At 43.3% G+C, this 13,611-nt stretch carries 16 protein-coding genes; 8 read left to right on the plus strand and 8 right to left on the minus strand.

Annotated elements, in window-relative coordinates; genetic code table 11:
• The first annotated feature begins 6 nt into the window (after nt 1-6).
• A complete protein-coding gene (locus MCUP_RS01790) occupies nt 7-681 on the plus strand; it encodes an NAD(P)/FAD-dependent oxidoreductase (protein WP_373419057.1) in 675 nt (224 codons plus the stop codon).
• Here MCUP_RS01790 and MCUP_RS01795 read toward each other — a convergent pair.
• The gene (locus tag MCUP_RS01795; protein ID WP_013736956.1) at nt 648-848 is read right to left on the minus strand and encodes a PolB1-binding protein PBP2 family protein; all 201 of its coding nucleotides are present in this window, start codon (nt 846-848) and stop codon (nt 648-650) included. The genes MCUP_RS01790 and MCUP_RS01795 overlap by 34 nt on opposite strands.
• Before the next feature lie 531 nt (nt 849-1,379).
• Here MCUP_RS01795 and MCUP_RS01800 point away from each other — a divergent pair.
• A complete protein-coding gene (locus tag MCUP_RS01800; protein ID WP_013736957.1) occupies nt 1,380-2,234 on the plus strand; it encodes a UbiA family prenyltransferase in 855 nt (284 codons plus the stop codon).
• Between the two features lie 60 nt (nt 2,235-2,294).
• On the opposite strand, the gene MCUP_RS01805 is transcribed toward MCUP_RS01800, so the two are convergent.
• On the minus strand, nt 2,295-3,248 hold the full coding sequence (locus MCUP_RS01805; RefSeq protein ID WP_048057385.1) for a hypothetical protein: 954 nt from the start codon (nt 3,246-3,248) through the stop codon (nt 2,295-2,297).
• 34 nt (nt 3,249-3,282) lie between these two features.
• Between MCUP_RS01805 and MCUP_RS01810 the strand changes: the two genes are divergently transcribed.
• From MCUP_RS01810 to hjc, 6 genes are all read left to right on the plus strand, one after another.
• The gene (locus MCUP_RS01810) at nt 3,283-4,080 is read left to right on the plus strand and encodes a GTPase (RefSeq protein WP_013736959.1); all 798 of its coding nucleotides are present in this window, start codon (nt 3,283-3,285) and stop codon (nt 4,078-4,080) included.
• The gene (locus MCUP_RS01815) at nt 4,058-4,537 is read left to right on the plus strand and encodes a magnesium-dependent phosphatase-1 (protein WP_013736960.1); all 480 of its coding nucleotides are present in this window, start codon (nt 4,058-4,060) and stop codon (nt 4,535-4,537) included. Before MCUP_RS01810 ends, MCUP_RS01815 begins: the two co-directional genes overlap by 23 nt.
• Nucleotides 4,538-4,747: 210 nt before the next feature.
• Nucleotides 4,748-6,466, plus strand: coding sequence for an acetolactate synthase large subunit (locus MCUP_RS01820; RefSeq protein WP_013736961.1), 1,719 nt, complete (start codon nt 4,748-4,750; stop codon nt 6,464-6,466).
• Nucleotides 6,444-6,827, plus strand: a complete 384-nt coding sequence (locus MCUP_RS01825; protein WP_013736962.1) for an ACT domain-containing protein — start codon at nt 6,444-6,446, stop codon at nt 6,825-6,827. Before MCUP_RS01820 ends, MCUP_RS01825 begins: the two co-directional genes overlap by 23 nt.
• Nucleotides 6,799-7,806, plus strand: coding sequence for a ketol-acid reductoisomerase (ilvC, locus tag MCUP_RS01830; protein WP_013736963.1), 1,008 nt, complete (start codon nt 6,799-6,801; stop codon nt 7,804-7,806). Before MCUP_RS01825 ends, ilvC begins: the two co-directional genes overlap by 29 nt.
• Before the next feature lie 34 nt (nt 7,807-7,840).
• Complete coding sequence (hjc, locus tag MCUP_RS01835) at nt 7,841-8,269, plus strand: Holliday junction resolvase Hjc (RefSeq protein WP_013736964.1); 429 nt, start codon at nt 7,841-7,843, stop codon at nt 8,267-8,269.
• Here the strand turns inward: hjc and MCUP_RS01840 are convergent.
• Genes MCUP_RS01840 through MCUP_RS01865 form a run of 6 tightly spaced genes read right to left on the minus strand, consistent with a single transcriptional unit; the run spans nt 8,266 to nt 13,607 of the window.
• Nucleotides 8,266-9,783, minus strand: a complete 1,518-nt coding sequence (locus tag MCUP_RS01840) for a holliday junction branch migration ATPase PINA (protein WP_048057387.1) — start codon at nt 9,781-9,783, stop codon at nt 8,266-8,268. The two genes, hjc and MCUP_RS01840, sit on opposite strands and share 4 nt — an antisense overlap.
• A 49-nt stretch (nt 9,784-9,832) precedes the next feature.
• Nucleotides 9,833-10,429: a pyridoxal 5'-phosphate synthase glutaminase subunit PdxT gene (gene pdxT / locus MCUP_RS01845; RefSeq protein ID WP_013736966.1), complete on the minus strand. Its 597-nt coding sequence runs from the start codon at nt 10,427-10,429 to the stop codon at nt 9,833-9,835.
• Nucleotides 10,426-11,439: a pyridoxal 5'-phosphate synthase lyase subunit PdxS gene (gene pdxS / locus MCUP_RS01850; RefSeq protein ID WP_013736967.1), complete on the minus strand. Its 1,014-nt coding sequence runs from the start codon at nt 11,437-11,439 to the stop codon at nt 10,426-10,428. Before pdxS ends, pdxT begins: the two co-directional genes overlap by 4 nt.
• 50 nt (nt 11,440-11,489) lie before the next feature.
• The gene (locus tag MCUP_RS01855; protein ID WP_048057695.1) at nt 11,490-11,777 is read right to left on the minus strand and encodes a 30S ribosomal protein S26e; all 288 of its coding nucleotides are present in this window, start codon (nt 11,775-11,777) and stop codon (nt 11,490-11,492) included.
• A 34-nt stretch (nt 11,778-11,811) separates the two neighbouring features.
• Nucleotides 11,812-13,254: a proline--tRNA ligase gene (gene proS, locus MCUP_RS01860; protein ID WP_013736969.1), complete on the minus strand. Its 1,443-nt coding sequence runs from the start codon at nt 13,252-13,254 to the stop codon at nt 11,812-11,814.
• A gap of 41 nt (nt 13,255-13,295) precedes the next feature.
• On the minus strand, nt 13,296-13,607 hold the full coding sequence (locus MCUP_RS01865; RefSeq protein WP_013736970.1) for an ATP synthase subunit C-like protein: 312 nt from the start codon (nt 13,605-13,607) through the stop codon (nt 13,296-13,298).
• Nucleotides 13,608-13,611: the final 4 nt, after the last annotated feature.

Consider the following 13,611-nt stretch of genomic DNA (forward strand, 5'->3'; position numbering starts at 1 on the left):
ATTAGGGTGTTCATTAGGGGAAATTTCATTAGGTTGGGAAGGGAGAGGTTAGAACGCTGGTTAGACTCTGAACTAAACGTGAAGAGACCAGTTAACGCCATAATAAAGGGCAGAACTCAGGTAAAGGTTTCAGAAGAGGTATATCACGGTGAAGTCTTTGATGCCTCAGGATGGAAGGGTAAGGCCACGTGGGTTAGAGCGATTGAGTACGTTACTGAACCGTTAGATAAGGAGGAGATAGAAGTTACTCTTGATGAGAGGAACCCTACAGGATTCGGTTGGATAGTTCCACTTCAAGATAAGACCTTAGTGGGCGCGATTTCCCTTTCAGATCCTTCCCTTTTCATCCCAAAGGTAAGCAAAAGGGTCTTAAGCGTTCATGGAGGAGCCATACCTAGAGTTAAGCCAACTAAAAACGAAATACCGTCTATAGGCGATAGGACTGGCCTCATAAAGACTTTCACCGGTGGCGGAATATTTGGTATTGCGGAATTGTTGGAGAATTTTGCAAATTATGACAAAATAAGTAAAGAGATAAGAAAGCAATACATTATTACAAAAATACTGAAAAACACGTGGAGGTTAAGTCTCTTCTGGTTGAGAATGATGAATGAAAAAACCGTAAACGTGAACAGAGAGTTTGACTTTCACTCTTTTCTTTTATCTCTAAGAAGGTTATAACATCCCTCTCCTCTCTCTATCACACCTCGTCTCAATAGCTCGGCTATGGCTTTCTCTGGTTCCCTCACACCTAACGCTTTGAGATCCCTTACAGCTATCGTCTCTCCTACTGACAAGTTTGTTTGAAAGTACCTCTTAGCTATCTCCAAGTCCCTACTCTCAGACATGTTTTAATTTACTTTCCATCAATGGGATTTAACTTTAACTTCATTGATAGGTTCTTGAAAAAGGATTAAGCCCTTTACAATTCAATGATAATAGATTTATTGTTATTGATAGAAAACATTGCACTAAACTGATGAGGACTAATGCGATGTAACTCCTCGTTCTGAAACTGATTTTCCTTCCTCTAGATCAGGTAAACGTTAGAGCTTAGTAAGTAAAATAAAGGTTTGATGAAGTTTAGAGGTTCCAGTCTGGGCTTATAAAACCTTGAAACGTTACAAAAGAGTTAAGTTATGAATTTAGTGAACTAGAAGGTATTTTAACACATATTAAATATATTAACCTACCAAAGGTTAGGTTCTAAGGTTAATGTGAGTATGAGGAACTGGGTTGTCTAATACTACAGATCCTAAAAAAGGATGTTGCGCTATCAGGAGATTGAACAGGATTACATCTTACGTTGTTTATAGAGTCGTGAAATCCCAAAGTCTCAAAATGTATTGAAGCTAAGTGAATATGAGAGGTAGTTCACCTTGAGCCAAGTACTGAAACTGATAAGAGTTCATAACGTGATAGGGGCTGGACTAGGAGCGTTCACTGGATACGTTGCTTCCTCTATGTGGAAGATAAACCCTGTTGAATTGATTCTGGCCATAGTTGTTGTTGCGTCGGTAGCGGCGGGAGGATATGCAATAAATGACGTCTATGATGTAGAGATAGATAGAATAAATAAACCTGAAAGACCTATACCGTCGGGTGCCATCTCGATCAGAGCCGCAGCATCGCTCTCTTATGCCCTTATGGGTTTCGGTGTGCTACTATCGATCATTCAAGGATACTTGGAATTCTTAGTAGCTCTCCTCACCAGCATCGCGCTCCTTTTCTACGCCAGAGATATAAAGAGGACTGGGATTTACGGAAACCTGATAGTTGCGACTACGACCGCCCTTTCTCTTTTCTACGGTGGGCTTTCCTTCCATTCAGGGCCATGGCTCGGAAGGATATGGATACCTGTGCTATACACTTTTTTACTAACGTTATCTAGAGAGATAGTCAAGGGGATTGAAGATTACAAGGGTGATCTGGCCAACAACGTACGTACTCTAGCCACAACAAAAGGGATAACTAAGGCGTGGATCGTAGCTAGGAGCTCCCTGATCATCACGGAGGTGACTTCTCCCCTTCCCCTTTTTCTAGGATACAACTTCCTTTATGGAATAGTCTTGATCCCGTTCCTTTTTATTACCAGTAAAGCAGCTCTTTCAGAAACTTCAGAGAGAGGAGCAGCTAAGGCAAGGTCGCTTCTGAAGATCTCAGCTTTTTTAGGAATGATAGCCTTCGCTCTAGGAAGCTTACCTGGGTTGTTAACTCTAAGCTTCACGCCTTAAGAGCCTGTGCTGTTCAAACTTGAAATGATATTTTCAATTGGCAGAGTGAACCATAAAGCTCTATCTTGTTAACTCCTTGTCTACGATCTTTCTTAATCCCGCCCTCATGCCAACTATCCTCACCAAAATCTGACCCCTTCTAACTGGGAGAGAGATGTTACAACTTATTCCTTCCCCTCTCCCTAGCCTGTTGATCGTCTTAAAACCAGCCGTAATACCGTTGATCATGACATTTAGCGTTAGCTTATCTATGTCTACATCACCTTTATTGAACAACCTTATCTTAACTCCGTCATCTGTGAGCTCAGGAAAGGCGTCGAAGTCCAGAGACGGCGTACTTGCCTTGTAGGAATAGTGAAGTAAGATTTGAGTGATTGTCTTCTTATCTTGCCCAGAAAAGTTCATGATCCTGATCGAACCCTCCGCCTCGGTATCTATCTCCTCACATTCGTGGCTGACCTCTATTAAGTCCTCGACGCTCTTCCCGTTCATGACCTTCACTTTCCCTCTGGAGATGTTCCTTATGATAACGTAGTTTTTACCCATTGAGCTCAATTCTACCACATCTCCAGGCCTTAACTGCTGCAAGCCTGCCATTAACGAATATTTAGAGTAGAAACCAGGAGATCTAACTATTAATGTAGCGTTTGCCAATCTGACCGTAAGTGGGCGTGCACCATTATAGTTTATGGTCAGCTCATTTTTCCCACTTACCATAAGGTGAGTAACGTCAAATATATGAAAACTGAGTTGAGTGTCATCTATTAGATAATTTAAGTTAGGTTTAAATTCTTTCGTTAGAGAAAAATTATTTAACCAAAGCCTCCATTTTATGTAATCTGCCGGAGATTCAGTTATGATAACCAGATAACCTTTGGCAGGTCTCTCATCTACGTGAAATGAGAAGACGTAGTCCTTTTGTGACATACCTAGAGTGGCTGACTTGGTTGAACTCTGATAGTCGAGGTAGCCGTCTATTTCGCCCTCGTCGAACCGTGTGAAATTCACTGACATATCCTATTAATAAGGAATATCCAAAATAAAGCAAATGCTGTATATACTAAAGTCAGTCATATCGAAATCTGACCTTATCTTGGAGGTTTTAGACTCTAGAGAGCCTGATCTCACAAGATCTGATTACGTTGAGAGGAAAGTCCTGTCATCTAAGAAGTCTCTCCTGATAGTTATAAATAAGGCTGATCTTATTCCTCTAGAAGTCCTAAGGGCTTGGAAAGAACACTTTCTAAGCCAAGGTCTTAACTCAGTGTTCGTCTCCTCTAGACTTCACCAGGGTACCAAGGTTCTTAGGGACTCGATAAAAGAGTTATTGAGAGGAAACGAAGGTATAGTTGGGGTTGTTGGATATCCAAAGACTGGTAAATCCTCTGTTATAAACGCACTTAAGGGTAGACATGTGGCTACAACTTCCTCTATTCCCTTAAGCAAAGGGTTCACTAAGTCCATACAACTAATAAAGATCGACTCAAAGATCTACGCTATAGATACCCCTGGTGTTATCCCACCCAGTGGCGATCCACTAGAGAAGGCGTTACGTGGTAGTAAGCCTGAAGATCTTGAAGACCCGGTAAGAGTAGCTTTAAAATTAATTGAAAGAATTGAAAGTTTCTGTCCTGGGACGTTAGCTAAAACGTATAAGATAAGATTCGTAACTCCATTGGATTTACTCAGCAACATAGCGTTGAGGAGAGGTTGGATCTATAAGAAGGATAGAGAGCCCAATTTGGATCAAGCTGCAGTTCAACTTATAAGGGACTATCATGAAGGTAAGATAATGTATTATACCATTCCTACGGGGTTTAAACATGATAAAACTTGTGATATTTGACGCCGACAAAACTGTTTGGGACCATTATAATATCTCAGAGTTTGAGGCTCCGTTAAAGTTGGTTGACGAAAACGTACTTCAGGATAGCCTAGGGAGGACTCTTAAATTATTTCCTAACGTTAGGAAAACGCTCGAGAAATTGAAAGAGAGGGGAGTAAAGATAGGTATGGCAACCTGGAACTTCCCGGAGAAGACTAAAGCCGTACTTGAAACCTTAGGGCTGGATAAATATTTCGATGTAGTTATCTCTAGAGATTTCCCATTTAAATTCATTATGATAAGTGAAATTATAAAGAGGTTAAGAGAACAAGGTATGTCAGTAAAACCTGAGGAAATCCTTTTCGTAGACGATAGGAGGGCCCATTTTGGAAACGTCTGGCTGTATTTGGGCAACATAAATTGTCTAGAGATGTGGAAAGACGTAAACGATCACATGGAATTGATATCTAAACTCTAAAAGTGATATATGTGAACAATTGTCAAATAAGGAAAATCTAATCTTGTTAAAGTTAAAACACTATAATAAAGTTTAAAAACTGCAGCTCATTGCTATAATGACGTGATAAGGATGATCGGTGGTTATACCCTCCAAGTCTGAAAATGTTTTCAAAGGTAAGTCGTTCTTTACGTCAGTATGTTTGGTTTACTACGTTAAAGGTGGTTTGAAATGCCTACTGGATCAAGATTAGTAATCGATTCTCTAAAGAGAGAAGGTGTTAAGGTAATTTTTGGGATACCTGGTCTGACTAATATGCCTCTATACGATGCGTTCTTGGAAGATTTACAGAACGAAGAGCTTAGACACGTATTGATGAGGCACGAACAGGCTGCAGTACATGCAGCAGATGGATTCGCAAGAGCCTCTGGGAAGCCTGGAGTTTGTACTGCGACCTCAGGACCCGGTGCAACTAACCTTGTTACAGGAATGGTAACTGCTTACTGGGACAGTTCTCCCGTTGTAGCCATAACTGGACAAGTCGTTAGATCAGTGATAGGAAAGATGGCCTTTCAGGAGGCCGATACGCCTGGTATTTTCGCTAATGCAGCCAAATACGTAGTTCAGTTAAAGAACATATACGAGATCCCTATATGGATTAAAAACGCCTTTTACATAGCCACTACCGGAAGGCCCGGGCCTGTAGTGGTTGATATCCCCAGGGACATACAGCTCGAGAAATTAGATGACGTGAAATGGCCAGAGGAGCCTATGGTGAGAGGATACAAGCCCTTCAGGACTATAATAGACCCCGTTAAGATAAAGAAGGCGGCTGAGATTTTAGTTGAGGCCGAGAGACCGATAATATTGGCCGGAACTGGAGCGGTTTGGTCTAACGCCACTCCTGAGATTCTAGAGTTATCTGAGCTATTGGCCGTTCCGATGGTTTCTACCTTACCCGGAAAGTCTGCAATACCGCACGATCATCCTCTCTTCCTAGGAGCTATGGGATACTACGGTAGAGCTGAGGCGTCGATGGCAGCTCTCGAGTCAGACGCAATGTTGGTGGTCGGAGCTAGACTGAGTGATAGGACTTTCACCTCATACGATGAAATGATCGAGACGAGAAAGAAGTTCATCATGATAAACATTGATCCTTCAGACTCTGAAAGGGCTTTCAAAGTTGACGTACCGTTATATGGCGATGCAAAAACACTAATGAGAGAGATAATAAGTGCGGTGAAGGAAATAGGCAAGAAAAAGGATAACTCAGCATGGGTTAAGAGGGTAAAGGAGCTCAGGGAATATTATGCTCAGTTCTACTATCACGAAGAGAATGGTAAGCTTAAACCGTGGAAAATACTCAAGACAATAAGGAATTCGATTCCGAGAGATTCAATTGTGACTACAGGTGTAGGTCAGCATCAAATGTGGTCTGAAGTGTTCTGGGAGGTTTTAGAGCCTAGAACGTTCTTGTCCTCTACCGGTATGGGTACTATGGGCTTTGGCCTACCTGCAGCGATGGGAGCTAAAATGGCTAGACCTGATAAGGTCGTAGTCGATTTAGACGGTGATGGCTCGTTCCTTATGACAGCTAACAACTTAGCTACGGCGGTTGATGAACACATACCAGTCATCTCAGTTATCTTCGATAACAGGTCTTTAGGCTTGGTAAGGCAAGTCCAAGACCTTTTCCAAAGCAGAAGGGTCGTTGGGGTTGACTACGGTCCATCTCCCGACTTCGTGAAGTTCGCTGAGGCTTTCGGCGCGCTGGGATTCAATGCGACGAGCTACGACGAGATAGAGAGATCTATAAAGCTCGCAATGAAGGAAAACGTTCCCACAGTCGTCAGAGTTCCGATAGACAAGGAGGAGCTGGCTTTGCCAACTCTACCTCCTGGAGGAAAACTTAAACAGGTGATAGTACGTGACCCAAGGAAGGCTACTTAGAGTTATAGGATATTACAGAGATCCAGGTTTCCTCGAGCGTATAATTGGCGTATTAAGGAAACTCTGGGTCGATATAGAGTGGATCAACGCTAGGAGAGTCAACGATGAAGGACTATATGAAGTCTACATGGAAGTTAAAGAAGGTAAGAACACTAACCTAGCTATTGTGAACTTGAGTAAGACGGTGGACGTGGAGAGAGTTGAAGTTCTAGAGGAAGGTAAGACGGTCCTGTATTCGTTCAACAATAAAGGGGAAATTTCTAAAGAGCCTAATAACGATAATATGATAGTTTATGTACCCGTATACTCTAAGATAGTTGGTTACAGTTGGGGTGAGTCGTATAGCAAAGATCTACACTGAGAAAGAAACTAGTCTAGATGCTATGAAAGGAAAAAGAATAGCTATTCTAGGCTATGGAAGTCAAGGAAGGGCCTGGGCGCTCAACCTGAGGGACTCAGGGCTTAACGTTACTGTCGGGTTAGAGAGGGAAGGCAAAAGTTGGGAACAGGCAAAGCAGGACGGTTTTAATCCCAAGAGAACTGAGGATGCAGTAAAGGAGGCCGATGTGATAATTTTCTTAGTACCAGATATGGCTCAGAGGGTCGTATATAGGGAGAAGGTTCAACCGTATCTCAGAGAAAGAATGGACCTTGTTTTTGCCCACGGGTTCAACATACACTATAGACTAATAGAACCTCCTAACAACGTTGACGTATACATGGTCGCACCTAAAGGCCCGGGACCTATAGTTAGGGAGTTCTACGTAAAGGGAGGTGGTGTCCCAGTTCTAGTAGCAGTGCATCAAAATCACTCTAATAAGGCGTTAGAGAAGGCTTTAGCTATAGCAAAAGCGCTAGGGGGGACTAGAGCAGGGGCCATAGAGACCACGTTTAAAGAGGAAACTGAAACTGACCTAATTGGGGAGCAAACTATACTGGTTGGAGGAGTGATGGAGTTAATGAAGGCTGCCTTTGAGACCCTAGTAGAGATGGGTTATCAGCCTGAAGTAGCTTATTTTGAGACTATCAACGAATTGAAGATGATAGTCGACCTAGTTTACGACAAGGGTTTCATGGGAATGCTGAGGTCAGTATCTGACACAGCTAAATACGGTGGATTTACAGTAGGAAAGAAGGTAATAAACGAGGAGACCAGGCAAAGGATTAGGGAAGCTGCTGAAAGGGTCAGATCAGGGAAGTTCGCGGAGGAGTGGATAGAGGAATACGGAAGAGGAAGTCCCGTCCTTAAGAAGGGTATGGAGGATATGGATAAAAGCAAGGAAGAGGAGATAGGAAGAAGACTGAAAGAGATCATAGAGAGAGGAAGGCCTAAGTCTTAGAACTCTTTTTATATTCCACGACTTTTTGTATCATGTGAATAAAAACAAGGGATCAAACGTAGAGAGGTATATTTTATCACTCTTGAGAGAAAATGGATTCGCCGTGATAAGATCCCCTGCAAGCGGAAGCAAGAGGAAGGATCCAGCACCTGATTTAATTGCCCTCAAAGGTGGAGTTATCCTGCTCATAGAAGTAAAGAGCAGGAAAGACAGAAAGAACGTGTATGTTACCAAAGAGCAGATGGAAGGTATATTGGAGTTTTCAAGGAGAAGTGGAGGAGAGCTCTTCCTGGCCATAAAGGAACCTAAGATCTTGAAGTTCGTCCCAGTTAAAGAGATCAGACGAACTGAAGGTGGAAACTATGTTGTATCTGAAGAGGTAATAGAGAGAGGGTTAAAGCTAGACGAACTGGTGAGGTACGTCGAGTCCAAGTTCAGTAAGACTTTAGATTCCTTCATTTAGGTTTCCTTATCCATTAGCCTTATCCTGATCTTTATTCCGTGCTTCTTTTCCAACTTTCGTAACTTTGTGTTCACCTTCCTGTTAAAATTCGGTATAACCTCCCTGGGGATCTCAACTACATATTCTCCGTTCTCCTTTTTCACCACAGCGTCTGGTATAACTCCGGATATGGCTTTAGTTATCCTGTTTTCCATTGTATTTACGTTCAACCTACTTACTGGGACTATCATCGTCTGCTCTCCGAACACGTATACCTCATACTCCACTTTATCGTTGAGGAAGTCCTTGATTTGAACCACGGGTCTGGCTAGATCTGCCTCTCTTAGCCCTTCCGGTACCTTAACCGTCATTTCCAGACTGTAGACCTTCTCCACTGTACCCTTATTTATGAATATGACAGTGTCTAATATTCCAGGAACTGTCCCAAGATCCACTCTATTTAAGAACCTGTGAATTGCATCTATTGCAGTGGTAGCGTGTACCACACCTATCATTCCTATTCCCCCTAGTCTCAAGTCTATGTAAAGCCTGAAGTCCTCATCGTTCCTCATCTCATCGTAAACTGTGTAATCAGGCCTACTTAATAGGAGAATGTCATGAAGCTCACCTATCTCAGCGTAATTCTTAGAGTATTGAGTTATGTCAGGAGGTAAATGCATATCTCTAGGGGATTCGATGGTCTTAACTATCTTACCCTTCTTCATATAGTATTCGGCTAGCGCCTGAGCGAAAGTGGTCTTCCCCATACCTGGAGATCCTGCTATCAGTATCCCCTCTGCCCTCTGTTCTAATCTTTGAACCAGGTCTGAGTTCAAACCGTAATCCTCAAGCGTCTTCCTCGCCACAGGTCTTGTAGCCGTTATCTCCCAACCATCAGAGAGTGGAGGCCTAGTTATAACTATCCTGTAATTGCTAAGCTGAACTATAGTTGAACCTTTCCTTTCTATCTCTATGAAAGAGCCCTTAGTCCAACGAATTGAGTTCAATATCTCTGAGACAATTTTCTTTACCTCGCTACCTGGCATGGGTGAGTCGTTAAGCACGACGAACTCCCAATCGCCTGGCCTACCTCTTTTAGCTTTGGGCTGAGTGTCCTCCTTGAGGTGAACACTCATCGTGTCCCCGTCAAAGAACTTCTCTATTGACAAGGGTTCGGAAAGAGGCTCAAGATAACGAGTATTTATACCTAGTAGATCGCTCATTTTCTTCTGTAACTCGTCCGCGGTAAGCAAAGTACAACCTCTTTCCATACAGTAGTTCCTTAACTCTCTGTCTACGTCTCCTCCCTCTTTGCCTACCAGCTCCACAGCGAAGAGGTACCTCTCCGAGAGCTGTTTTAACCTATTTATCTCCTCCAAGGCTATATCGCTTGTGACTAGCCCCTGTCTGGACTCCTCTTCAAGTTGATTAAGCAAAGCCCTATGTATTAGAAACGTTCCATTAATCAAGTTCCTTTCTATGTATCTAGTAATGCCTTGGAGCAACGAGCTCTTATCAAGCAATAACTCACTCAAAAGCTAATTCCCCACGTACGTTTTACAGTATGTATAAAAAAATAAAACTCTATCTCTTCACAGCCTCTAAGAAATACTCGTGAACTATAGTCGTACCTGATAGTTCGGGATGAAAGGTGGTCGTTATGATTTGATCCTCCTGAGCCATAACAATCACATCGTTCAGCGAGGCTAGAGCTTTAGCCTTACCCCACACCTTTAAGATAGCGGGTGCCCTGATAAATACGAATCTCTGATGTCCTCCCTCTATCTCCTCTAGGTTTATCGTAGCCTCGAAGCTTTCTCTTTGCCTACCGTAAAAATTTCTGATAATTGAGGCATCCATCACTCCGATTAAAGGTTGGTCCTTCTTCCCTATCTTAGCATCTCTGACCTCTTTAGATAGCATTATCGCCCCAGCGCAAGTCCCAAGAACTGGGAGACCTTGGCTTATTTTCTCTTTCAGAGGATCTAGGAGACCCATCTTTTGGGCAACTTGCCCTATAGTAGTGCTCTCACCACCAGGAATAATTATTCCGTCTACATCTAGGTCCTTTGGTTTCTTCACCTGTATCACTTCTCCCTTACCAATCTTTTGAAGAACTCTCCTCACTTGCAGAGCGTGCTCCTCAAAACTTCCTTGATACGCTAACACACCTATTTTCATAAACCTCTCACCTGCATGAGTTCCTCAGGCTTCAACGTCTTGATGTCTACACCCATCATAGCTTTACGTTCGCTTATCATCTTTTGCGCCTCCAAAACCACTTCCGGATCCTCCCAATTTGCTGTAGCTAAGACGACTGCCTTAGCCCTCTCCAGGGGGTCCTCACTCTTGAATATTCCAGACCCTACAAATATCCCGTCAGTACCTAACCACATCATAAGGGCTGCGTCAGCTGGGGTAGCTATCCCACCTGCAGCAAAGTTAACGACAGGTAATCTGGAGTACTTTACCGTTAACTCGACCAACTCGTACGGAACTTGTAGCTCTCTAGACTTCTTCACTCTATCCTCCTCAGCCATTGAAAGCAGGTTCCTCAACTCTTGGTTTACTATCTTGATGTGCTTCACAGCCTCACTAACGTTTCCAGTTCCTGGTTCGCCTTTTGTTCTTATCATGGAAGCTCCTTCCGAGATCCTTCTGAGCGCCTCACCAAGGTTCCTAGCTCCGTTCACAAAGGGAACTCTAAACTCCCACTTGTTTATGTGATGTTCCTCATCTGCAGGAGTGAGCACCTCACTCTCATCTATCATATCTACACCGAGGGCCTCAAGTACCTTTGCCTCATAAACGTGACCTATTCTAACTTTGGCCATAACTGGAAGCGTTATGGAATTCATAACTTCTTCAATTACCTTTGGATCTGCCATCCTCGCGACTCCCCCGGCCTTCCTTACGTCATAAGGAAGCTTATCTAGAACCATTACAGACACTGCTCCAGCGTCCTCCGCAATCCCAGCTTGCTCAACGTTAGTCACATCCATTACCACTCCTCCCTTTTGGAATATGGGAAAGGCATGCTTTACCCTAGTGCTTCCTTGAACTGTTCCAGAAACTACGCTAATCTCCGGAACGTAACTCATAAGACCTTCGTCCTTAACGCTATCTCTTAGTTCAGCTAACTTGTAGAAGAACCTCTCAATTTCTTCAAATGAAAGGGCATACAGCCTCATAAATTAACTAAAGTTGAATCAAGTTAAAAACTTAGGTTCTCTAGCGTGCTTTAGAAAAGCCTAGTTTTAGATTTCCTCTCGTTCTCAGCTCTTATTTTAATCAAACCGAAGTGAACTGCACAGTTAACACAGTAACACTTCGTCACGGGATAACGAGTGATTATGGCTCCCTTCTTTTCTAATTCGTTAGCTAGAGAGGCGTCTACAGGACTGTAAGTTCTAGTTACACACACTGCCTTATCCTCTGGTACCCTAGCTCCACAGTTATCACACATTACGTAACCTACGTGACCTTTATCTCCCTTTCTTCTGCCTCTATTTTCCCTTTTCTTAGGCAATACTTTGGCACCTACCTTTTTCTCCACGTTACCTCTAATAAGTTTTTGCTATCCGCAACGTGGTAGTCGATTGTCTTCCGCACACTACGCAGTTGCCTCTAGGCCTTGATTCGAGTGGAGTACCTAAGACTCTAGCCTGTACTTCCTCCTCTATTTTTAGGCCACACGCCTCTGATCCACACCAAGGAACCTCAGCTATACCTCCCCTGTTCTCTAGGAACCTTTTAGCGTCTGGAAGAGAGTCGAAGCTTTTGATCCTCTCCTCAAACCAGTCCTTTGCTCTCCTCCTCATATCCTCCTCTATCGTTTTTTCCATGTTCTTGAGCTCCTTCACTAGGTCCTCTCTCTTCACTACCTTGCCCTCAAGGGTATCCCTCCTCTTAAGGTACACCGATCCAGAGTTCATCTCCCTAACCCCCGTTTCAACTCTAATTGGTACTCCCTTCAACTCCCATATGTAGAACTTCTCTCCGGGGGTCTTGTCCTCTGAGCTATCCATAACTGCTCTTATACCGTTGGAGGCCAGCGTTGATCTGACTTCCTCAGCGTAACTGAACACCTTCTTAGTGTCTTCTTCACTTTTGCCTGGTATAGGTATTATCACGGCTTCAATAGGAGCTATAACGGGAGATAGGACCGGACCGTGATCGTCTCCATTTATAGAGATAACGGTAGCGATTACCCTATCCGAAATACCATAACTAGTCTGATGAGGGTATGTTAGGGTCCCATCAGCTCTCTGGATCTTGTAGTCCATGGCCTTAGTGAAGTGCTGACCTAAATGATGGGCTGTCCCTATTTGTAGCGCCCTACCATCAGGCATAAGAGTGTCTAAAGCTATTGTGTACTCGGCCCCAGCGAACTTATCCCAATCGGGCCTCTTTGAAATCAGATATGGTATACCGAGGATGTCAAAGAACTTACTGTAGATCTCAACAGCCTCTTTAACCTGCTTAGCCGCATCCTCATAAGTCTCGTGAATTGTATGCGCTTCCTTAAAGGTTGTGAGCTCCCTAACTCTAATTAAGGGTCTTGTAGCCTTAGTTTCGTATCTGAACACACTTACTATCTGATAAAATTTTCTAGGTAACTGGGAGTAACCCCTGATCCAAAGCGATTCCATCAATGTTATGGCTACCTCTGAAGTTGGTCTTAGCGCAAACCTAGTCTCTAATTTTTCCTCTCCCCCTTGAGTTACCCAGAACACCTCCTTTTCGAATCCCCTTATGTGCTCTGACTCTTTCTTTAATAACTCCTCAGGTATCAGAAGAGGAAACAGGATCTCCTCGTGACCTGTCTCGTCCAAAAGTTTCCTTATTAGGGAGATGACGTTATGTCTGATTTTGAACCCGTATGGCATCCACACTCCAGCACCCTTAATTGGGTACCTGCCATAATCATATATCTCTGCCTCTGATATAACCCAATCGAACCATTCACTAAAATTGGAGGACCACTTATCCCTTGAGATCTTCATGGTGGAAATCAAAAAAACTTTAACTAAAAGCTTTAGGGTTCCTAAAATTTACCGAATAGCATAAGTACAGCGAACAGGATTCCATAAACCGCTATTCCCTCACCTATAGCAACGAAGATCAGCACTGTACCAAACATGTCTCTTCTCTCCGTTAGCACTCCAATACCAGCCGCAGCAGCCATCCCCACAGCCATTCCCGCTCCTATAGCGGCTAACCCTACAGCAAGGCCCGCACCTATATTTATACCTGAAAAGCCTTGAGCCGTATCTGATGGAGATTGACCAAAAACTACAGAAGTTAACAGAAGTGGTAGCACAAGCACCACATATTTCATTCTCTCTAAATATTTCATGTTA

Origin of the sequence: Metallosphaera cuprina Ar-4, from assembly GCF_000204925.1 — an archaeon.
In the GTDB taxonomy this organism is placed as follows: Archaea; Thermoproteota; Thermoprotei_A; order Sulfolobales; family Sulfolobaceae; genus Metallosphaera; species Metallosphaera cuprina.

Bases quoted from the DNA above. Each gene is read 5' to 3' on its own strand.
- MCUP_RS01795 (WP_013736956.1), bottom strand. From the start codon at position 848: ATGTCTGAGAGTAGGGACTTGGAGATAGCTAAGAGGTACTTTCAAACA.
- MCUP_RS01805 (WP_048057385.1), bottom strand. From the start codon at position 3,248: ATGTCAGTGAATTTCACACGGTTCGACGAGGGCGAAATAGACGGCTAC.
- MCUP_RS01810 (WP_013736959.1), top strand. From the start codon at position 3,283: ATGCTGTATATACTAAAGTCAGTCATATCGAAATCTGACCTTATCTTG.
- MCUP_RS01815 (WP_013736960.1), top strand. From the start codon at position 4,058: ATGATAAAACTTGTGATATTTGACGCCGACAAAACTGTTTGGGACCAT.
- MCUP_RS01820 (WP_013736961.1), top strand. From the start codon at position 4,748: ATGCCTACTGGATCAAGATTAGTAATCGATTCTCTAAAGAGAGAAGGT.
- pdxT (WP_013736966.1), bottom strand. From the start codon at position 10,429: ATGAAAATAGGTGTGTTAGCGTATCAAGGAAGTTTTGAGGAGCACGCT.
- pdxS (WP_013736967.1), bottom strand. From the start codon at position 11,439: ATGAGGCTGTATGCCCTTTCATTTGAAGAAATTGAGAGGTTCTTCTAC.
- proS (WP_013736969.1), bottom strand. From the start codon at position 13,254: ATGAAGATCTCAAGGGATAAGTGGTCCTCCAATTTTAGTGAATGGTTC.
- MCUP_RS01865 (WP_013736970.1), bottom strand. From the start codon at position 13,607: ATGAAATATTTAGAGAGAATGAAATATGTGGTGCTTGTGCTACCACTT.